This is a genomic window from Helicobacter sp. (assembly GCF_029067145.1).
Lineage (GTDB): Bacteria > Campylobacterota > Campylobacteria > Campylobacterales > Helicobacteraceae > Helicobacter_D.
In genome coordinates this window covers 11,995-31,040 of sequence record NZ_JAIEFA010000068.1, presented here as the reverse complement: position 1 = coordinate 31,040, position 19,046 = coordinate 11,995, and the positions used below count along the sequence as shown (strand labels likewise).

The window sequence follows — 19,046 nt, the reverse complement described above, 5'->3', positions numbered from 1 at the left end:
ATTCCGATATATTGATAATAGTATGAATATCAATATTAAAGAGCCATTGTATAGGATATATAAACCATTGTATAGGATATATAAACCATTGTATGGGGTATAAGAGCCATCTCAAATCATCACTTTTAATTAAATAAGAATATATAAACGGAAATACTATTAAAATTCCAAAACACAAAAAACAATCTAAAATAAATTTACCCCATTTGAATTTTTCTTGCAATTCATTCTCCGTGTTCTTATGATATAAAATGCGCAAAGGTTCGCTAAATCCTCACTGCGATTCCTTGTGCCTTTAAATATTGCTTCAAATCCATAATATGGATTTCTTGATAATGAAAAATAGACGCGGCAAGTGCGGCGTCTGCTCCATTTAAAAAGGCTTCAAAAATATGCTCTTTGCTTCCTGCTCCACCGCTTGCGATAAGCGGAATCCCAACACTTTGCGAAATCAAACGCAACTGCTCCAAATCATAACCTGACTTTGTGCCATCACAATCCATACTTGTAAGCAGAATCTCACCTGCTCCGCGCTCATAGGATTCCTTTGCCCATTGCTCCAAATCCACTCCCGTGTTGTTGCGTCCCCCGTGCGTATAAACTTCCCAACCTTTCCCCTTTGCGCGCCTTTTAGCGTCAATGGCTACGACAATACATTGAGAACCAAACCGCTTCGCACCTTGCGTAATCAAATCCGGATTCTTAAGTGCCGAGGAGTTGAGGCTAACCTTATCGCAACCCGCATTCAGTAAATCATAAATATGTTCCAAACTTGAAATCCCTCCCCCAACCGTTAGCGGGATAAACACTTCTTTGGCGACATTGCGCACCATTTCAAGGGTTGTATTCCTTGCCTCAAGGGTGGCGGTAATATCCAAAAAGGTAATCTCGTCCGCGCCTTCCTCGTTGTAGCGTCTGGCAACCTCCACAGGATTCCCTGCGTCTTGAAGCCCTACGAAATTCACTCCCTTAACCACGCGTCCGTTTTTAATATCCAAACACGGAATGATTCTCTTTGCCAATGTGTCTTTGCTCATTTTGTTTCCTTTTGTTTGCAAAATCTTAGCAAATTTTATTTTAAGTCTAAGTTTTGGCTATAATTGCGGCTTGATTTAAACTTATTAAGGATTATTATGCAAAAGTCGCGCGTGTTTTCTGGGATTCAACCCACAGGCAATATCCATTTAGGAAATTATTTGGGCGCAGTGAAAAATTGGGTAGAAAATCAAGAAAAATATGAAAATATTTTTTGCGTGGTAAATTCTCACGCCATTACGATTCCACAAGACCCGAAAGTCTTGTGCCAAAAAACCTATGATTTGTGCGCAATACTTCTTGCGTGTGGGATTAGTCCGCAAAAATCCACGCTTTTTATCCAATCAACAATCCAAGAACATACTTCTTTGGCTTGGTTGCTGACTTGTATCACGCCAATGGGGGACTTAAGTCGTATGACGCAGTTTAAGGACAAAAGCCAAAAGAATCCTAAAAATATTTTTGCAGGGCTTTTTAATTATCCTAACTTGATGAGCGCGGATATTTTACTCTATCAAAGCAATCTCGTGCCGGTTGGGGAAGACCAAAAGCAGCATATTGAGTTAGCACGTGATACTGCAATTCGCTTTAATCGGGATTTTGGCGAAACTTTTGTCGTGCCTGAACCTTTGATTTTAAAAGAGGGTGCGCGCATTATGGGGTTAGACGACCCGACAAAGAAAATGAGTAAAAGCTCTAGTGATAAGCCAAACCACTCTATTGCCCTAATTGATTCGCCCGAAACGATAACAAAAAAATTTAAAAAGGCAACAACGGATAGCGAGGGAATTATCGCATTTGATAAGAATCGCGCAGGGGTTTATAATCTGCTTAATATTTATCAGTGTTTTACTAAACAAAAAGCAGAGGAGATTGAAGCAGAGTTCGCGGGGCAGGGTTATGGAAAGTTAAAGGAAAGGGTGGCAGAAGTCGTAATTGAGGGATTGCGTCCGATTCGTCAAGCCTACGAAAAGTTAAGCAGCGAAAAAGATTATTTGCACAAAATCTTGCAAGAAGGAGAAGTGCGCGCACGCGAGATTGCCGCTACAACTTATAAGGAAGCCAAAGAAAAAATGGGGCTCATTTAGCTGTTGCGAAACTCTTTATATTCGGTTGGAATCAAACAATCCTGCACTTCTAGGATTTGTGCGTAGATTTTATAATCAAAGCCGATTTTAAAAAGCGCGTTGATTGCTTCTAGCTGCTTACTACTTAGACTTATGGAATCCTCGTTGGCATAGAGGTTGAGGTAGGTTTCAAGTTTCTTAGAATCTACGCGAATAAGATTCCGCTCCTCTAGCATTTTGGATAAAAGTGGCTTGTTCTCTAGTGCGACTTTCACCGCTTTTGTCAGCATTTCCTCGCAAAGTATTGCGACACTTAGTGGCAAGGAGCGGCGGATACACATTCCCCCAAGCGGTAAGGGCAAGTCTTGCTTGTTTAATTCACGCCATATATCCCAAATCTCTCGCTCTACTTCTAGTCTTTCATCAAAAGTTAAAATGGATTCGTGGATTAATACACCTGCATCTACTTCACCGCTTAATACTGCATTTTCAATTTCAAGGAAATTTTTATAAACGATTCTTGCTTGCGGATAAGCAATTTTAAACAGCATAGCATTTGTCGTGTGCGCACCGCTTAAAGCAACTTTGAAGTTTTTTTTAAGATTCTTGCCTTTTAGTTTAATGAGCTTAGGTCCATAACCTTCGCCAAAGCTAACCCCCGTTCTTAGCAGGCATTGTTCCTGTGCCACAAGAGGATAAATGCCAAAGGAAATTGCAGAAATATCTAGCTCGCCCTTTAAGGCTTTGATGTTTAATGTTTCAATGTCTAGCGCACAGGATTGGAAAGAAATTTCAGGATTGCTAACCCAACCAAAGGCAATCGCATAATACATAAACAAATCGTCTGCATCGGGAGAATGTCCTAAGTTTAAAGTTCTCATTGTTGCTCGCTTGCTAATTTTTGGGTGGATTGTATTTCAATTTCGCTTATAAGGGATTGAATCTTGTTGATGACAAGATTTGGCGTAAGATTCCGCATACAAGCGTGGTAATCTGTGGAATCTTTGGGAATAGGGCAGGTGCGTTGCATACAGGGCATACAAGGAAGTTTTTGGTGGAATGTTTCAAGGGAGAGAATATGTGAATTTTTGGCGTTAAAGGGACAAGTTTCCTTTGTGTTTGTAGGTCCAAAAAGGGCGAGAGTGGGAATCTCCAATGCGCTTGCAATGTGCATAGGACCGCTGTCATTGGTAAGCAAAAAATCAATCTTGAGAAAATATGCTATGAGGCTTTCAATCGTAGTTTTTCCGCTTAGATTGAGAATGTTTTGGAGAGCAGATTCCGTGAAATGTGGAATTGCGCGCAAATGCTCTAGGATTTTGTCGTTTATCGCATTTTCGCTTTGCACGCCAAAAAGAATGATTTTGTAATCTTGACTTAGCAAAAACCAAATCACTTGCGCAAAATAGGATTCCTCCCATCTTTTTGCTGCTCCAAAGGCTGCTCCTGCGTTAATTCCTGCAATTTTGGAATCTTTAAAATGCTTCGGCAAAGTAATTTGTAGATTAGGCTTTTTGAGGTAGAGTTTGGGCGGAATCTCCAAAGATTCCAAGTTTTGATTTTGGGTTTGGAATCTTTGGGAGTGCAAGGCAGCTTCTACAAGACGCGCAAAACGCAAGGCTTCGTGAATACCTTTGGGTTTTTTGGGGTGGAATGTGAGCAAAAAACTTCGCATTTCTTTTGCAAATCCCGCACGAAATTTTGCACCATTGAAGTAAAGTAAAAGGGCGGAGAGGAAGTTGTTTTGAAAGGTGAATCCTAAATCGCAAGGAGGAATGGATTTTGCAAGGCGGTAGAGGCTTAGGATTCTAAACTTTGCCTTTTTGCTTTTGTCTTCTAATATACTTACGCGGGGATAATGTGCAAAAATTGCAATGCTTGTGGCACTTCCAACTAAATAAAAATGTGCGTAAGGAAAGCGCGAAAATAGAATCTCCAATGCAAAAGTTGCCATTACAGCGTCTCCTAGCCAATTTGGGATTCTAATCAAAATCTTATTCATAGTTTGTCTAAAATTTCTTGTGTAATCGCCTGAATGCTTTGGTCTGCATTAATCACATAGTGTGCGCAAGATTGGTAATGCTTTAGGCGCGCATTATAAAGCTCTAAAGCAGAATCGTAATTTTGAAACAAGGGGCGTTTCGTTCTCTCCTCCGCATTTAAGCGACTTAAAATTCTTTCAAATTCTAAATGCAAGAAAAAAACCTTTCCCATTGATTGAACATCGCAAAACAAGGGCATTCCTCCGCCTGTGGAGATAATAGCGTTTTGGACATTGTGTGCAATGAATTGGCAAAATTTACATTCTAAATCTCTAAAATATTTTTCACCATAGAGTGAAAAGATCTCTTTTATGCTTAAGCCCTCATTGCTTTCAATAATGGAATCGCTATCCAAAACCAATGCGTGGTTGGCTTGGTGCAGGGCTTTGGCAATCGTGCTTTTACCACTGCCCATAAAGCCGATAAGAACACAATTAGTAGAGTTCAATCTCGTAATTTCCAGACGAATTTTGAGTGATTTTGTATTTGTATTGCCCATCAAGATTGAATGTAATGCGATAAAAATCCAAATGTGTGCTCAAAGAAATCTTTGGAATAGAGGGAATTTGTGAATCAAAAGTCTCTTGAAGCGAGGTTTTATTGGGTGCTTTGAAATCCAATACCAAACGCGTAGGCGAAGCAAGGGTGAAATCACGAAGCATACGAAGAGAAGTTTTGAATTGAATCTTTTGCTTTGCGATGTTAAAATCAAATAGATTGCCCAAAGTGAAGTCTTGTTTCTCTAAGGTTTTGGGAGATTGTGGCTGCACTTCTTGGCTTAAAATCAAAGGAAAATGCCAATCAATATCTCCTTCAAGATTCTGTTCAATGCTCGTAATAGAACCATTAAGATTCTGATATTCTAAAGTAATTTTTTTGATTTTTCTAGCAGTAGAGGGCAAAATCAACTCTGTTTTGGTGAATAAATCAAGCTGTGGAGCGTTGGTAATTTGCCCACTTTCTTTTGGAGTAATCACAGGCGTAAAGGGGTCGCGCCCTTTTTTGGTTGCATTGGTTTCATTATTATTTTCTACTAGAGTTGGAGCATTGGATTCTGGCATTTCTGTTTGTGCATTGTTTTTGGGCTGCTCTTGTGTGTCGCTAGGGGGTGTTGGATTTTTTTGCGTATCAATGTTAAGAGTTGGAATCTCTGGCAAAGCTTCTGCTTTCTCTTGCGCAAGTAATCCATTTATGGAGATTATCATCATTGTGCTGCAAATTAATTTTAGGTGTTTCATTGCGGTTCAAGTCCTTTCAATTCAAAAAGTTCTTTTTGTAGATTTGCATTCTCGTGCATTAGCCGTTTGACTTCCTTGCGTATTTGGGATTCCTTGTCTTTAATATCCAAAAGCACGCTTAAAGAGTTTGTGCCAAAGAGCAAATTGCCAAAATAAACTCCCAATAAACAAATCAATAAAACGAGGCTTAAAAAGGGTAGAAGTTTGTAGAATCCACCCTTTTGAAATGCAGGAGATTCCATTATTTGTTAAAAAGTTTTTTACCCAAATAAACAGGAAACGCCAATTCATTTTCAATCGCTAGCAAGCGATTATACTTTGCCATACGCTCACTTCTAGCAGTAGAGCCTGTTTTGATTTCACCAGTATTTAATGCCACAGCAAAATCTGCAATGAAGCTATCCTCGCTCTCTCCGCTGCGGTGGCTCATAATGCAACGATAATGATTGCGTTGTGCTAGGCGGATTGTTTGCATTGTTTGACTGATTGTTCCGATTTGATTAGGCTTGATAAGCACAGCATTTGCGATATTCTTCGCGATTCCTTCTTCTAGGATTTTAGCATTTGTTACAAACAAATCATCACCCACAAGCTGCACTTTGTTGCCGAGCTTTTGTGTAAGTTTGCTCCAACCCTCCCAATCGTCCTCGCTCAAGCCGTCTTCAATAGAGACAATAGGATATTTTGCGATTAACTTTTCATAATATTCAATCAGCTCCTCGCTGCTTAAGTTTTTGCCCTCGCCTTTGAGGCAATAAATACCCTCATCATTGACAAATTCACTGCTTGCCACATCTAATGCAATCGCGATTTGCTCTCCCTCTTTGTAGCCCGCTTTTTTCACAGCTTCCAAAATCACTTGAATTGGCTCTTCGTTGGTTTTGAGGTTAGGGGCGAATCCTCCCTCATCACCGATACTTGTAATGTGTTTAGAGTCTTTGAGCAGTTTTTTGAGATGTTGATAGATTTCAGCACTTGCGCGTAATGCCTCACTGAAGCATTCAAAGCCCACAGGCATAATCATATATTCTTGAAAATCCACCGTATTGTCCGCGTGGCTTCCTCCATTGATGATATTCAGCATTGGCACGGGCAAAGTCAGTGCGTTTGCTCCACCCAAATAGCGATAAAGCGGGAGATTTAGGCTTTTTGCCGCAGCGCGTGCTACTGCCATAGAAACGCCCAAAGTTGCATTTGCACCTAGATTGGAAAAGTTTTCTGTGCCATCAAGTTCTATCAAAAGATTATCTATCGCACTTTGGTCAAAAGGGCTTAAACCCGTGATAGAATCACAAATTGTAGTATTGACATTTTCACAAGCCTTTAATACGCCTTTGCCCAAAAATCGCTCGTCTTTATCGCGCAATTCCAAAGCTTCTCTTTTGCCTGTGCTTGCGCCACTTGGGACGATTGCACTTGCGGCTGTGCCATCGCTTAAGAGAATGGTTGCTTTGATTGTAGGATTTCCCCTGCTATCTAATACTTCTTGCGCACTCACTTCATCAATGTAAATCATTCTTTCTCCTTTTTTGGTTGGTCATTTGTTGGTTGGGAAGTTTGGGATTCTTGATTTTCTTGCAAAGACGCCTTATCCTCTTCGCTTAGAGTAAAGCCACCTGCGCCTGCAATTGTGCAACAAGATTTATCTTGTGTTTCTTGCGCTAGAGTAATACTTCCAAGCGCACTCAAAAGAATCGCAACACTGCTTATTTTAAATATCCATTGTTTCATTGTTTTTCCTTAATCCACTTCATTTGTATCATCACTAGATAAGTCATCAGAAATAGAAATAGAAGCTTTGATTTTTTCTCCGATTTCTTGTGCAATTTCTGGATTTTCTTTCAAGAAAGCCTTTGCATTTTCCTTGCCTTGTCCAAGTTTCTTGTCTTGATAGCTCAACCACGCGCCACTTTTATCTACAATGTCTAGTTTTACGCCATAGTCAATGAGTTCGCCCTCTTTGCTAATCCCCTCGCCAAACATAATATCAAATTCTGCTCCTCTAAAGGGTGGCGCAACTTTGTTTTTGACTACTTTTGCTTTTACGCGATTGCCGATATTTTGTTCGCCTTGTTTTAAGGTTGCGATTCTGCGCACATCAATGCGCACGCTCGCATAGAATTTAAGCGCATTTCCGCCGGTCGTAGTCTCTGGGCTGCCATAACCCATCATTCCGATTTTCATACGAATTTGGTTGATAAAAATCACTGTGGTGTTCATTTTGTGAATCACACCTGTTACTTTTCGTAATGCTTGACTCATTAAACGCGCCTGTAAGCCTACATGTTGGTCTCCCATATCGCCATCAATCTCGCTTTTAGGCGTGAGAGCCGCGACAGAGTCAATCACGATTAAATCCACGCCACCGCTTCTTGTGAGTGTTTCTAGGATTTCTAAGGCTTGTTCGCCAAAATCTGGTTGAGAAACGAGCAGGTTTTCTACATCTACGCCTAGTCGCTTGGCATAAGTAACATCTAGCGCGTGTTCTGCGTCAATAAACGCACAGATTCCACCTTTTTTTTGGCATTCCGCGACAATTTGTAATGCCAAAGTCGTTTTTCCTGAACTCTCGGGTCCATAAACTTCAATGATTCGCCCCTTTGGCACTCCACCGATTCCAAGTGCAATGTCAAGCCCCAAAGAACCTGTGCTAATGGCATCAATCTTTTCTACAGGTTTATCGCCAAGTCTGATTAGCGCGCCCTTTCCAAAGGCTTTATCGATTTGCTTAATGGCAAGTTCAATCGCTTTTTGTTTGTTTTCGTCCAAAGCCATTTTTTCTCCTAAAAATTAAAACTTCAATTGTAGCTAAAAACACATAAAAATTTCAAAATAATTTTTTTAGAAGTTTTCAAATGGAGTAGGTTTTCACAAAGGTTTTTAAGAATATAATTTTAAAAACACAAAAAAGCATAAAAGAGAGAAAATGTATCCCCTAAATATTTTAGAAGAAGAGCTGAAAAATAAAGTCGCACAAGACTTTTTCAAAGGATTTAATAGCACACAGATTCTAGGCAAAATAGATTTTTGTATATCTTATAAAAGTGATAACCTTTTCTCCTCTATTCATTTTCTTTGGGCAGAGGCGAAAAAGGGCAACAAAAACGATATTATAGAATCCTTTGTGCAGCTTATCTTAACTATTGGTAAGGAATACACTTTTGAAAATGAGCTTCCACCATTATTCTTGGGTGCATTGGACGCAGAGAAAATTGCTTTTATCCCTTATCACGCAATAATGAGTGTTTTTGCCCAAAATGATTTTAATTGGAATGTTACGCCTAGCAACCACGATTCTAAAGAGTTTAAGCAACTCTACGCAACAAGCAAAGAGCTTTTGGAGTCCAAAAAATTGCAGTTTGATTTCAAGGCAGATTCTAAAGAGTTGCGCGAGTTTATCAAAGAAAACTTCACATTAGATAATTCGTATCTGCATAAAGTCCAAATTACCAAAAACAACTTTAATCTTATCTATCAAAAATGGCTGCTAAAGGTGAAAGACTCCATTAGCATTGATTGGAATCGCGCTAAAGATTCTGGAATCTTGGACGCGGATTTTTATCTAGCGGATTTGCTAAGCAGCGAGAATCAAAGTTTGCTAGATAAGCTTTTTGTCGTGCTGAAAAGCACACATTATGAGTTTAACAAGACGATAACTTTTATGGGTTCGGAGCAAAAGGATTCCGCAAGTTTTAAGGATAATCAAAAAGCCCATACAGAGTTTTGGAATCTCTATGAGCGTCCGCCAAGACAAGAATATTGGGATTACATTATAGATAGGCGTGATTTGCTTGTGCCTAGCGACATACGAGAGCGCAAAGGAGCGTTTTTCACCCCGCAAATTTGGGTGCAAAAGGCACAAAGTTACCTAGAAAAAGCCTTAGGCGAGGATTGGCAGAGCGAATATTATGTATGGGATTGTGCAGCAGGGACAGGGAATCTCCTAGCAAATCTCACTGAATCGCAAAACCTCTATGCCTCCACACTAGATAAGGCAGATGTGAAAATTATGCAAGAGTTAGCAGAGAATAAACACTTGTCGCTTTTACAAAATCATATTTTCCAATTTGACTTTTTGAATGACAATTTGCTTGATAAGCCTTGTGAGAAGCATAAAGACAAGTTAGATTCTGCTTGTAAAGACTGCCAAGAATCTAAATTGCCCAAAACCTTGCAAAAGATTCTAAAAGACGAAGCAAAGCGCAAAAAACTCATCATTTTTATCAATCCCCCCTATGCGGAGGCGACTTCAGGCACGACACCAGCAGGGACAGGCAAAAACAAAAGTGGTGTAAGCTTGGGTAATGCCACCTATGAAAAGTATAAAGAAACTTTGGGCAAAGCAAGTAACGAACTTTTTGCGCAATTTTTTATAAGAATTTATAAGGAGATTCCACACTGCAAGCTTGCAAGTTTCTCTACACTCAAATATCTTAATTCAAGCAATTTTGTGAAGTTTCGTGAGACTTTTAAGGCAAAATTTCTTGCAGGTTTTCTATGCCCCGCCGATACTTTTGATAATGTCAAAGGGCAATTTCCCATCGGCTTTTTGGTGTGGGATTTGGACGAAAACAACAAAGAAATAGGCTATAATGACACAAAACAAAAGGAGTAAAAATGACTTTAACGCTTAAGAATGTAGATTCTGCAACTTTGCGAGTGATTAAGTGCCTAAAAGCATTTAGACCAGAACTTAAGATTAAAAAAGTAAGCAAAAAAGGCAGAAGCAAGATTAAGCATAGAAAAAGCCGATGATTTTCAGTATTTGCGTGAATCTATGCTACAAGACTTAAAGAAGCCAGAAAATAAAGCGGTGTTTGAGAGATTAAAAGACAAATGAAAACCATAGAACTTGATGTGTTTGAAAGAAATGGAGAATTTATAGGGAAAAAGAGATTTTATACTCTATTAGATAAACATAAATCACTAAATCAGTGGTGGGTTTGTTTTAAAAATACGCAAGAGCAAAGTCTTGGAATGATGTCAAACTATCCTAGTGATTTTCAAAATCAACAAAAAGTTTGCATTCTTTCTCGTCCTTTAGCAAGATATTGCCTAAATTTTACCCAAAGCAATCTCATTCCCTTTGCCCTCTATTTCTCTGTGCGTCATTGTATCCCGCACACTTGGATAAATCACAACGACCAATTTCTTTATCCTAATGAGGAATGGCAAAAAGATTCCACATTTCAAAACGATTGCCTTGCTTTTATGCTTTTTTATGAAAAAAATAGAATCACAAGCAAGGAGGGCGTAAATCACTTTATCCCCTTTAGCGAATCACAAGTAGGGGCGAAGGAAGCCTTTGAAAGCCACTTTATGCATTTATTTTTACAGGGTAAAATCAAGCTAGATTCCAAAACCACAGAATCCAACAACACGCTTTTTAGCAATGAGGACTTGGAGCAAACTTGCTTTATCCCCACAAAAAAGTTAGAGTTTAGCGCGGAATCCCAAGCGGTTTTTGACGCAGGATTAAACTTGTGGAAATACTATCACTCCCAAGAATTTAAGGATTCTGCAAATCCTTATAACCCCAACGCCTCTCTTTATGACATTAAAGCATATTTTCAAGGCTTTAGTGACAAGGGCAAGATGAATCTACCTCAAAAGGCGCAAGATTCTTATTATAAAGATTTGATAGGCACTCTCAATGCTACACTTAAAGGTTTAGCAAAAAGAATAGAACCCAAAGTCTATGAATATGGATTTTTGAAAGAATGACGAGAGTTCTCTGCTAATACCATTGCGGTTTTATTATTTGCATAAAGTAATCTTTGCAATGGAATCTTTTAAAGAAGTGTGTTATTGTGGATTTGCACTAAAGCGGGTGAATTTGCTAGCGCAAATGCACGCCACGACTTGATAAATCAAGTCTCGCAATGACAAATCCCAGCATATAGACTGCCACGATTCCTTGTGGAATCTCGCAATAGAAAATTAATGCTCTTGAGCTTTTAAAACAATCTCGCGTGTATCTCTCGCAATCATCAATTCTTCATTGGTCGGAATCACGCAAACTTTGACTTTAGAATCGGGAGTAGAAATAATGCCCTCTTTGCCCACGGTTTCAAGGTTGGCAGATTCGTCAAGATTGATTCCTAAAAAGTGTAAATGCGAAACAATTTTCCCGCGAATGAACTTCGCATTTTCTCCCACACCTGCGCAAAACGCAATTGCATCAACCCCTACAAGTGCCGCAGTGTAAGCACCGATATATTTTGCCACACGATAGGCAAAAACTTCCCTAGCAAAACGCGCTTTTAAGTTGCCTTCTTCGTCGGCTGCAAGTAAATCTCTAAAGTCGCTAGAAATCCCAGAGATTCCAAGCACGCCTGATTTTTTGTTGAGGATATTTAGCACTTCTTTTGTGCTTAGATTTTCTTTTTGGGCGATGTAATCAATAATCGCAGGGTCTAAATCCCCGCTTCTTGTGCCCATAACCAAGCCCTCAAGCGGAGTTAAACCCATACTTGTATCTATGCTTTTGCCATTTTTGATTGCGCAAATGCTAGAGCCATTGCCCAAATGACAGGTGATAATCCGAGAATTTTCTAATGGAATCCCCAAAAATTTCGCTGTGCGTTTAGAAACATAGCTATGGCTTGTGCCGTGGAATCCGTAGCGACGAATTTTGTATTTTTCATAATATTCATAAGGCAAACCATAAATATAAGCGTGTGGCGGCATACTTTGGTGAAATGCGGTGTCAAAGACGGCAACCATTGGAGTGTTGGGCATTAAATGCTTACAGGCTCGGATTCCTAGCAAATGCGCAGGATTGTGCAAAGGAGCTAAATCAGAGCATTCCTCAATGTGTGCAATGACCTCATCATTCACGAGTGCAGAATGGGTAAAATGCTCGCCTCCATGCACGATTCTGTGTCCTGTGGCTTTGATTTCGTTTAGGGATTTGATAATGCCATCTTTTGGGTCTATTAGAGCTTCAAGCACAAGTTTAATAGCGACTTCGTGGTCTGACATATCCACATTTTTTGTAATTTTATCTCCACCTTTGGGTTTATAGCTAAATTGTCCATTTGCGATTCCGATTCTATCGCACAATCCAGAGGCTAAAACCTCTTCTGTGTTGGTATTGATGAGTTGGTATTTAAGCGAGGAGCTCCCGCAATTAATAACTAGAATATCCATATTTACTCCTTGTTTTGTTGGGCTTGGAGGGCTGTAATTGCAATCACACCGACAATATCTTCACTGCTGCAACCGCGTGAAAGGTCATTGACTGCACCGCCGATTCCTTGTGTGATTGGTCCATAAGCTTCCGCCTTTGCCAATCTTTGCACTAATTTATAGCCAATATTGCCCGCGTCTAAATCAGGGAAAACAAGCACATTGGCGTTTCCTGCAATAGGACTATCGGGGGCTTTGGATTTGCCCACGCTTGGGACGATTGCCGCGTCAAGCTGAAATTCCCCATCTAAAGCAATTTCTGGTGCTTCTGCTTTGGCAATGCGCGTGGCTTCTATGACTTTCTCTACATCGGGGTGTTTCGCACTTCCTTTAGTAGAATGCGAAAGCATAGCAACCACAGCTTTTTTCCCTACGAGTGCTTCAAAGCTCTTTGCAGAATCTATGGCAATAGAGGCGAGCTCTTGCGCATTGGGATTCTGCACCAAACCGCTATCGGCAAAGATAAAGATTCCATTTTCGCCATAATCGCATTGAGGAACAATCATCAAGAAAAATGCAGAAACCAATTTGGAATCTTTTTTTGTCCCTAAAATCTGCAAGGAAGCGCGAAGCACATCTGCAGTGGAGTTAATCGCACCTGCAACCATACCATTTGCCTTTTTGGATTTTACAAGTGCGACACCAAAATAAAGAGGATTTTCAAGCAGGAGCGCGCGCGCGGACTTCTCGCTTAAGCCTTTGTGCGCACGAAGCTTGACAAACAATTCTACATAAGATTCCAACATATCACAGCTTGCAGGATTGATAAATTCTGCCTCGTCTAGTTGCAGATTATGCTCTTTTGCGCGTTGCTTGATTTCTGCTTCCTCTCCGATTAAGATAATCTTTGCGATTTTTTCTTGCAATGCGCTATGTGCAGCTTGTAATGTGCGCAAATCGCTTGTTTCTGGCAAAACAATCGTTTGAAGATTTGCCCTTGCCTTTTCTTTGATTATTTGAATGAAACCCATACGAACCCTTTGTAATTTTAAGATTTTATCTATTTTAAGATTTTTTATAATAAGGAGTGTATAAACTTGGTAAAAAAATGAAAAATTTTTTAGGAGTGTGTAAATTTTTCCCTTAATATCTTTTTGCCAAACTCTACACCAGGTTGATTGTATGTATCAATTTGTAGCAAAATCCCTACACAAGAAGTTAGCAATTCGTAATACAATACAAGCGCGCCCACGCTTTGTTCGTTTAGAGAATCAATCAAGATAGAATCCACAGGAACATTTTGAGAAATAATGCTTTCTTTGGTAGAAATACATTGTAGTTTCAAAAGTTGATTGAAAGAAGTTTGATTAACAAAATCCGTAGATTCTAAGCCTTGTAAGCTGATATTTGGAATATAAAGAGGTTTTTGTGAAAGATTCTTAACGCTTAGGAAAGTTACGGTTTTGTTCGCTGGTCCTTGCATAATGAGCTGCAAAAAAGAATGTTGGTCAATGCTTCCAATGAGCGCAATAGGCGTCAAACCGCGTCTTTGTTCATACATATCTAGTTTGCCTAAGGATTCTCCCCATAATTGCACATACCAAGCATTAAAATGACGAAAAACACTAGAATAAGAAAACAAGATATTAATAGGATAGTTGCTTTCGTTTCTTGCTAAAAATAATGCCTTTTTTAACACATTGTCTTTGCGCTCTTCAAAGAATCTGCGGCTTACAATGCTTGCGCCTTTTAAAATTGCCGCAATATCATAGCCCAAAATCGCAAGAGGCAATAATCCTACTGCACTTAATACAGAGAATCTCCCGCCAATATTTGGCTTAATCGTTACGGATTCTATCTCTTCGCTTTTACTCCACTTAAAAAGCGGGGAATTTTCATCTGTAATGGTAAGTAAATGCTTTTTGCGCTCTTTTTTGAGGAGGGAAAATCGCGCCAAAATGTATTTTAAAAGCGAAGTCGTTTCAATAGTAAGCCCAGATTTTGAAATCACGATGAAAAGTGTGTCTTCATATTTGACGCGTTGCAAGTCTTTTCTAATAATAATCGGGTCGGTGTGTTCTAAGAATCGCAATTTGATTTTTTTGCGGTGGCTTTGGTGAGATAAAAGTGCGTCAATCGCCTTTGTGCCGAGAGAACTACCGCCGATACCAACGATGATGACATTAGAAATAGAATCCAAAAAGGTTTTGTTGCGTTTGAGATAATCAAAAATTGCTTCGTTTTTTGCAAAAGGCAAATCATAATATCCACTAAGCTGACTATTGCGCTCTACTAGAACTTTTTGGAAAAATAAATCCAAATTTTCTTTTGCAAAAAAGTTGGGGTTTTTTTGCAAAAAACGCGCATAAGTGTTTGTGAGTGTGAGCATAAAACTACCTAAAGGCTAGAACCAACGAAACTTGCCATATCTACCAATCGTGTGGAATAACCCCATTCATTGTCATACCAAGCGACAACTTTGAGCTGATTTTCTCCTACAACCACCGTGCAGTCTGGAACAAAAATGCTACTATAAGTGCTTCCGATAAAATCTCCCGAAACGCGTTTCTCATTATCCACCAAAATAAGATTTTTGAACGCTCCTTGTGCAGCATTTTCAAAGGCAGCATTGATGGATTCTTTGCTTACAGGAGTTTTGGTAACACAAGTCAAATCTACGAGACTTACATCAGGAGTTGGTACGCGAATAGAAAAGCCGTTAAGTTTGCCTTTGAGCTCGGGCATTACAAGCCCTATGGCTTTGGCAGCACCCGTAGAAGTTGGAATCATATTTAAAGCCGCTGCACGCGCGCGTCGCAAGTCTTTGTGTTTGGAATCCAAAAGATTTTGGTCGTTTGTATAACTATGAATTGTTGTCATCAACCCATTAAGAATCGTAAAATTATCGTGCAAGACTTTTGCAATCGGTGCAAGAGCGTTTGTAGTGCAACTTGCGTTTGAAATTACAGATTCTCCTTGATAGCTCGTGTGATTGACGCCATAAACAAAAGTTGGTGCGTCTGTGGCAGGAGCAGAAATCACCACGCGTTCAATGCCGCCATAGAGGTGTGCGCTTGCTTTGTTGAGGTCATTAAAAGCACCGGTGCATTCTATCACAAGTTTTGCGCCAAACTTCCCGAAGTTTAGCTCTTTAATGTCCCGCGTGCTGATGATTTGAATATTTTTTTGCTTGCCAATTGCAATGCTATTTTCGCTTAGTTTTTTCACTTCGCTGTTTTTTTGCACAGAATCGTATTTTAGCAAATGAATAAGCGTATCAATCGGCATTGTTGTATTGAGTGCAACGAGTTCTAAATCTTTGCGTTCGCTTAAGATTTTGCATACACATAAACCGATTCTACCTGTTCCATTAACCGCAACCTTTAAAGCCATTGATTCTCCTTGAAAAAGCAATTCTAAAATTTTGAAATTTTTTAATATTATTTAAAACTTCCTTATATATTCTTAAAGGAAGGGATAAAGTTTAATGTTGAAATTTTGGATATTTTGCCCCAAAAATATAAATTTTGCTTTATTTTTTGAGAATAAATTTATTTTTTTTCTAACAAAAGTCTTGAAAATTGCAAATTTATGCTACAATAATGCGTTTTTAAACTTTTTATGGAGGTTTCCAAAATGAACAAATCAGAATTTGTTGACTTAGTAAAAGAAGTCGGAGAGTATGAGACAAAAAAAGAGGCTGAAAAAGCAATCAGCACTTTTACAGCGGCGGTAAGCAAAGCACTTTCTAAAAAAGAAAGTATTGAGCTTGTAGGTTTTGGTAAATTTGAAACTGTGCTTCAAAAAGGGAAAGAGGGTGTTGTTCCTGGAACAAATAAAAAATACAAAACAAGTGATAAATTTGTTCCTAAATTTAAGGCTGGAAAAGGTCTTAAAGATGCAGTAGCCGCTAGCAAAAAAGGCAAAAAATAACTCCCTTTCGCCCAACGCTCTTTGTTGGGCAATTCTCCTAAACTACTTTGCTGTTGTCCCCGTAGCTCAGTAGGATAGAGCACACGATTCCTAATCGTGAGGTCATGCGTTCGAATCGCATCGAGGATACCACACTTGCTAACTTTGTGAGATTCTACAATCTATAATAAAAACTTAAAAATACAGAATCCCTTAGCCCATAAAATTATGTTATTATTCTATTTATGCTTTCGGGTTAAAGCGCACAGATGATGACTTCTCATTCTTTCTTCTTGAATATGTCTAAATATCTGTTAATTTATTACTTTTATTGTTTAAGGAATCAAAATGTTTCAAGAGTATAAGCAAAGATTCCTAGTCAAATTTTGGTCGCCTATGCCCGCGATTATCGCGCTTGGTGTAATGGCTGCTTATTATTTTGGTTTGACTGGGACTTATTGGGCTGTTACAGGTGAATTTACGCGTTGGGGCGGACATATTATGAATCTTTTGGGTGTGGATACAAGCACTTGGGGTTATTTTAAGATTCTAGGTTTGCAAGGGACTCCGCTAGATAGGGTAGATGGCGTGATGATTATTGGAATGTTTGCAGGGGCATTTGCCGCTGCGGCAATGGCAAATAATGTCAAGTTTCGTCTGCCACAAAGCAATATTAGAATCGCTCAAGCACTCATCGGAGGGATTATCGCTGGATTTGGAGCGAGAATTGGTATGGGTTGTAATTTGGCAAGCTTCTTTACAGGGATTCCACAATTTAGTTTGCACGCGTGGTTTTTTACGATTATGACGCTTGTGGGCGTTTGGCTAGGTACAAAGGTTGTTTTACTTCCACTCTTTCGCTCCCACACAAAGCTAGAGAAAGTCAGCGCACAAAAAGACATTGGAACTAGCAAAGAAAATCAAAGTCGGGCAAAAATGTTTTTTACGCTTGGTATTTTGGTATTAGTTGGAATCAGCGTTTGGGTGGCTTATTTAATGACGCAAGGCAACATTCCGGAGGGTAAAAAGATTCCAATTTTAGCTATCGCGGTTGTATTTGGTGTGGGGTTTGGATTCACGATTTCACGCGCACAAATTTGCTTCACTTCTGCTTTTAGGGATTTATTCATCACAGGACGCGGATATATGGCAAGAGCGGTGATTGTGGGAATGATGGTCTCCACCATTGGCGTGTTTAGCTACATTATGCTTGGGCTTCCGCCTAAAATTATGTGGGCTGCGCCAAATGCAGTGATTGGCGGCTTGCTCTTTGGCTTTGGTATCGTGATTGCAGGAGGGTGTGAATGTGGCTGGATGTATCGCGCAGTTGAGGGGCAGGTGCATTATTGGATTGTGGGTGTTGGTAATGTCATTGGCTCTACGCTTCTAGCAGCAACTTGGGATTATTATGCCGAACCTCTTGCGACAAGTTTCCCTAGAATCAATCTTTTAGAATCCTTTGGCAATTATGGCGGATTGGTAGTAAGCTATGTGCTGCTTTTTGCATTCCTTGCCTTTGTGTTGTTTCTTGAGAGGCGATATTTTGCAAAAAATAAACGATTTGAACGCGCATAAAGGAGGAAAGTATGCAAAACTTAAAAGAAATTATCCCAAATTTTAGATTAGACTTGCAAGGTGAGCCTTGCCCTTATCCTGCGGTAAGAACTTTGGAGGTTTTACCCGAGCTTAAAAGTGGAGAGATTTTAGAGGTACTCAGTGATTGCCCACAAAGCATTAATAATATTCCCATTGATGCGAAAAATCACGGCTATGAAGTGCTAGGGGTGGAGCAACTAGGAGCTACGATAAGGTATTTGATTAAGAAACCTTAAGAAAAGAATCCTAAGTGGATTCTATCCCGCTCTTGCAAGGACGCAGTGGCTAGTTTTCTGCTCTTGCGAGAATTGCAACGCGATTTGAGGCGTCTATTATTTTGCAAAATAGAATCTTAAGACGAGATTTTGGATTATTAATTGCTTTAGCGGCTTTGCAAGCTTGGGATTTAGGTTGGGCAAAAACTCCATAATTGCATTTTGTTGCGCCTCTTTACAATGGACATAGAATCTCCTGATTTCTAAACTAAGTATAGTCTATGCAAGCCCTGCGAAGTCGCTTTTTGGCGCGGAGTATTCCAATAAGTAGGACGAGATATTTTGGTTTTCGTTTAAGTCCAACAAGCCTTGTAGTAACTCTGTTTAGCTCATAAGCGAAATTTGGAAGAGGGCTTTGCAAAATCGTTTGAGGCGAGAGCTGTGAAACGTTCCGTTATGGCGCATTTATTTTTTGTTCTTGCGTTTCTCTTTCTTTTGCTATTCTTTGTAATTCAAAGGGGAGCTTAAGGAATCCCCAAAGCCGCGCACCATAAAATTATAGGCAAAAGAAAGCGGTTGGTAGCCATCTTGAATGATTGCGTTTAAAATGTCTTGGTCGTGGAATCGCAGTTGATATTGTTTGGAGAGTTTAAGGGATTGTTCTAAGATATTGGAGGCAGGGAATTTTTGTTGGAATTGTTGGCGAATTTGGGTAAATTAAAATACAAAAATCCAGAATTAAAATAGTGGTTCAAGGCTATCGGGGGGGGGGGGATTTGTAGCATTTTGGAGAAATGATTCTGCGTGTGG

General features: G+C 39.5%; 21 protein-coding genes and 1 tRNA gene. 8 read left to right on the top strand and 14 right to left on the bottom strand.

The features are described from left to right. Window positions 1-266: 266 nt before the first annotated feature. Entirely contained in the window at window positions 267-1,037 is a 771-nt protein-coding gene (gene hisF, locus K2N75_RS06850; RefSeq protein ID WP_297680707.1) for an imidazole glycerol phosphate synthase subunit HisF, read from the bottom strand. Between the two features lie 96 nt (window positions 1,038-1,133). On the opposite strand from hisF, the gene trpS reads away from it, so the two are divergent. Further along, window positions 1,134-2,123 (top strand): tryptophan--tRNA ligase, encoded by a 990-nt coding sequence (gene trpS / locus K2N75_RS06845; protein ID WP_297680709.1) that lies wholly within the window; start codon window positions 1,134-1,136, stop codon window positions 2,121-2,123. Here the strand turns inward: trpS and K2N75_RS06840 are convergent. The 8 genes from K2N75_RS06840 to recA are packed head-to-tail and all read right to left on the bottom strand — an operon-like array spanning window position 2,120 to window position 8,157. Then, window positions 2,120-2,983, bottom strand: coding sequence for an MqnA/MqnD/SBP family protein (locus K2N75_RS06840; protein ID WP_297680711.1), 864 nt, complete (start codon window positions 2,981-2,983; stop codon window positions 2,120-2,122). The genes trpS and K2N75_RS06840 overlap by 4 nt on opposite strands. Beyond that, a complete protein-coding gene (waaF, locus tag K2N75_RS06835) occupies window positions 2,980-4,104 on the bottom strand; it encodes a lipopolysaccharide heptosyltransferase II (protein WP_297680713.1) in 1,125 nt (374 codons plus the stop codon). The genes K2N75_RS06840 and waaF overlap by 4 nt, the downstream gene beginning before the upstream one ends. After that, entirely contained in the window at window positions 4,101-4,592 is a 492-nt protein-coding gene (locus K2N75_RS06830; RefSeq protein ID WP_297680715.1) for a shikimate kinase, read from the bottom strand. The genes waaF and K2N75_RS06830 overlap by 4 nt, the downstream gene beginning before the upstream one ends. Beyond that, window positions 4,579-5,382 (bottom strand): AMIN domain-containing protein, encoded by an 804-nt coding sequence (locus K2N75_RS06825; protein WP_297680717.1) that lies wholly within the window; start codon window positions 5,380-5,382, stop codon window positions 4,579-4,581. Before K2N75_RS06825 ends, K2N75_RS06830 begins: the two co-directional genes overlap by 14 nt. Continuing rightward, the gene (locus tag K2N75_RS06820) at window positions 5,379-5,624 is read right to left on the bottom strand and encodes a hypothetical protein (RefSeq protein WP_297680719.1); all 246 of its coding nucleotides are present in this window, start codon (window positions 5,622-5,624) and stop codon (window positions 5,379-5,381) included. The genes K2N75_RS06825 and K2N75_RS06820 overlap by 4 nt, the downstream gene beginning before the upstream one ends. Further along, window positions 5,624-6,898, bottom strand: coding sequence for a phosphopyruvate hydratase (gene eno / locus K2N75_RS06815; RefSeq protein WP_297680721.1), 1,275 nt, complete (start codon window positions 6,896-6,898; stop codon window positions 5,624-5,626). The genes K2N75_RS06820 and eno overlap by 1 nt, the downstream gene beginning before the upstream one ends. Then, complete coding sequence (locus tag K2N75_RS06810; RefSeq protein WP_297680723.1) at window positions 6,895-7,113, bottom strand: hypothetical protein; 219 nt, start codon at window positions 7,111-7,113, stop codon at window positions 6,895-6,897. The genes eno and K2N75_RS06810 overlap by 4 nt, the downstream gene beginning before the upstream one ends. 9 nt (window positions 7,114-7,122) lie before the next feature. Beyond that, complete coding sequence (recA, locus tag K2N75_RS06805) at window positions 7,123-8,157, bottom strand: recombinase RecA (RefSeq protein WP_297680725.1); 1,035 nt, start codon at window positions 8,155-8,157, stop codon at window positions 7,123-7,125. A gap of 151 nt (window positions 8,158-8,308) precedes the next feature. Here recA and K2N75_RS06800 point away from each other — a divergent pair, with 151 nt between their 5' ends. The 3 genes from K2N75_RS06800 (at window position 8,309) to K2N75_RS06790 (ending at window position 11,106) form a co-directional block, all read left to right on the top strand. Further along, window positions 8,309-9,997, top strand: a complete 1,689-nt coding sequence (locus K2N75_RS06800) for a hypothetical protein (protein ID WP_297680728.1) — start codon at window positions 8,309-8,311, stop codon at window positions 9,995-9,997. A gap of 2 nt (window positions 9,998-9,999) precedes the next feature. Beyond that, a complete protein-coding gene (locus K2N75_RS06795) occupies window positions 10,000-10,137 on the top strand; it encodes a hypothetical protein (protein WP_297680730.1) in 138 nt (45 codons plus the stop codon). Window positions 10,138-10,218: 81 nt separating this feature from the next. Beyond that, a complete protein-coding gene (locus K2N75_RS06790; RefSeq protein ID WP_297680732.1) occupies window positions 10,219-11,106 on the top strand; it encodes a hypothetical protein in 888 nt (295 codons plus the stop codon). A gap of 216 nt (window positions 11,107-11,322) precedes the next feature. Here K2N75_RS06790 and K2N75_RS06785 read toward each other — a convergent pair whose 3' ends face one another. From K2N75_RS06785 to gap, 4 genes are all read right to left on the bottom strand, one after another. Further along, window positions 11,323-12,534: an acetate kinase gene (locus K2N75_RS06785; RefSeq protein ID WP_297680734.1), complete on the bottom strand. Its 1,212-nt coding sequence runs from the start codon at window positions 12,532-12,534 to the stop codon at window positions 11,323-11,325. Window positions 12,535-12,536: 2 nt separating this feature from the next. Next, window positions 12,537-13,544: a phosphate acetyltransferase gene (gene pta, locus K2N75_RS06780; protein ID WP_297680736.1), complete on the bottom strand. Its 1,008-nt coding sequence runs from the start codon at window positions 13,542-13,544 to the stop codon at window positions 12,537-12,539. Between the two features lie 89 nt (window positions 13,545-13,633). Next, complete coding sequence (locus tag K2N75_RS06775) at window positions 13,634-14,902, bottom strand: glucose-6-phosphate isomerase (protein WP_297680738.1); 1,269 nt, start codon at window positions 14,900-14,902, stop codon at window positions 13,634-13,636. An 8-nt stretch (window positions 14,903-14,910) separates the two neighbouring features. After that, window positions 14,911-15,906, bottom strand: coding sequence for a type I glyceraldehyde-3-phosphate dehydrogenase (gene gap, locus K2N75_RS06770; protein ID WP_297680740.1), 996 nt, complete (start codon window positions 15,904-15,906; stop codon window positions 14,911-14,913). 243 nt (window positions 15,907-16,149) lie between these two features. Between gap and K2N75_RS06765 the strand changes: the two genes are divergently transcribed. The 4 genes from K2N75_RS06765 to yedF all read left to right on the top strand — a co-directional run bounded on the left by K2N75_RS06765 (window position 16,150) and on the right by yedF (window position 18,257). Further along, entirely contained in the window at window positions 16,150-16,446 is a 297-nt protein-coding gene (locus K2N75_RS06765) for an HU family DNA-binding protein (protein WP_297680742.1), read from the top strand. A 55-nt stretch (window positions 16,447-16,501) separates the two neighbouring features. Beyond that, window positions 16,502-16,578 (top strand) — tRNA-Arg (locus tag K2N75_RS06760). Between the two features lie 195 nt (window positions 16,579-16,773). Continuing rightward, entirely contained in the window at window positions 16,774-18,000 is a 1,227-nt protein-coding gene (gene yedE / locus K2N75_RS06755) for a selenium metabolism membrane protein YedE/FdhT (protein ID WP_297680744.1), read from the top strand. Window positions 18,001-18,029: 29 nt separating this feature from the next. Next, window positions 18,030-18,257, top strand: coding sequence for a sulfurtransferase-like selenium metabolism protein YedF (gene yedF, locus K2N75_RS06750; protein WP_285817420.1), 228 nt, complete (start codon window positions 18,030-18,032; stop codon window positions 18,255-18,257). Between the two features lie 641 nt (window positions 18,258-18,898). On the opposite strand, the gene K2N75_RS09220 is transcribed toward yedF, so the two are convergent. Beyond that, window positions 18,899-19,046 (bottom strand): hypothetical protein (locus K2N75_RS09220; RefSeq protein ID WP_363318438.1); only part of this gene is annotated, 148 nt, incomplete at its 5' end.

Excerpts from the sequence above, each read along its gene's own strand:
- pta (WP_297680736.1), bottom strand. The coding sequence starts at position 13,544 with ATGGGTTTCATTCAAATAATCAAAGAAAAGGCAAGGGCAAATCTTCAA.
- recA (WP_297680725.1), bottom strand. The coding sequence starts at position 8,157 with ATGGCTTTGGACGAAAACAAACAAAAAGCGATTGAACTTGCCATTAAG.
- eno (WP_297680721.1), bottom strand. The coding sequence starts at position 6,898 with ATGATTTACATTGATGAAGTGAGTGCGCAAGAAGTATTAGATAGCAGG.
- K2N75_RS06795 (WP_297680730.1), top strand. The coding sequence starts at position 10,000 with ATGACTTTAACGCTTAAGAATGTAGATTCTGCAACTTTGCGAGTGATT.
- gap (WP_297680740.1), bottom strand. The coding sequence starts at position 15,906 with ATGGCTTTAAAGGTTGCGGTTAATGGAACAGGTAGAATCGGTTTATGT.
- yedE (WP_297680744.1), top strand. The coding sequence starts at position 16,774 with ATGTTTCAAGAGTATAAGCAAAGATTCCTAGTCAAATTTTGGTCGCCT.
- K2N75_RS06785 (WP_297680734.1), bottom strand. The coding sequence starts at position 12,534 with ATGGATATTCTAGTTATTAATTGCGGGAGCTCCTCGCTTAAATACCAA.
- K2N75_RS06765 (WP_297680742.1), top strand. The coding sequence starts at position 16,150 with ATGAACAAATCAGAATTTGTTGACTTAGTAAAAGAAGTCGGAGAGTAT.
- K2N75_RS06820 (WP_297680719.1), bottom strand. The coding sequence starts at position 5,624 with ATGGAATCTCCTGCATTTCAAAAGGGTGGATTCTACAAACTTCTACCC.
- K2N75_RS06775 (WP_297680738.1), bottom strand. The coding sequence starts at position 14,902 with ATGCTCACACTCACAAACACTTATGCGCGTTTTTTGCAAAAAAACCCC.
- K2N75_RS06800 (WP_297680728.1), top strand. The coding sequence starts at position 8,309 with ATGTATCCCCTAAATATTTTAGAAGAAGAGCTGAAAAATAAAGTCGCA.
- trpS (WP_297680709.1), top strand. The coding sequence starts at position 1,134 with ATGCAAAAGTCGCGCGTGTTTTCTGGGATTCAACCCACAGGCAATATC.
- K2N75_RS06790 (WP_297680732.1), top strand. The coding sequence starts at position 10,219 with ATGAAAACCATAGAACTTGATGTGTTTGAAAGAAATGGAGAATTTATA.
- waaF (WP_297680713.1), bottom strand. The coding sequence starts at position 4,104 with ATGAATAAGATTTTGATTAGAATCCCAAATTGGCTAGGAGACGCTGTA.
- K2N75_RS06810 (WP_297680723.1), bottom strand. The coding sequence starts at position 7,113 with ATGAAACAATGGATATTTAAAATAAGCAGTGTTGCGATTCTTTTGAGT.
- K2N75_RS06840 (WP_297680711.1), bottom strand. The coding sequence starts at position 2,983 with ATGAGAACTTTAAACTTAGGACATTCTCCCGATGCAGACGATTTGTTT.
- hisF (WP_297680707.1), bottom strand. The coding sequence starts at position 1,037 with ATGAGCAAAGACACATTGGCAAAGAGAATCATTCCGTGTTTGGATATT.
- K2N75_RS06825 (WP_297680717.1), bottom strand. The coding sequence starts at position 5,382 with ATGAAACACCTAAAATTAATTTGCAGCACAATGATGATAATCTCCATA.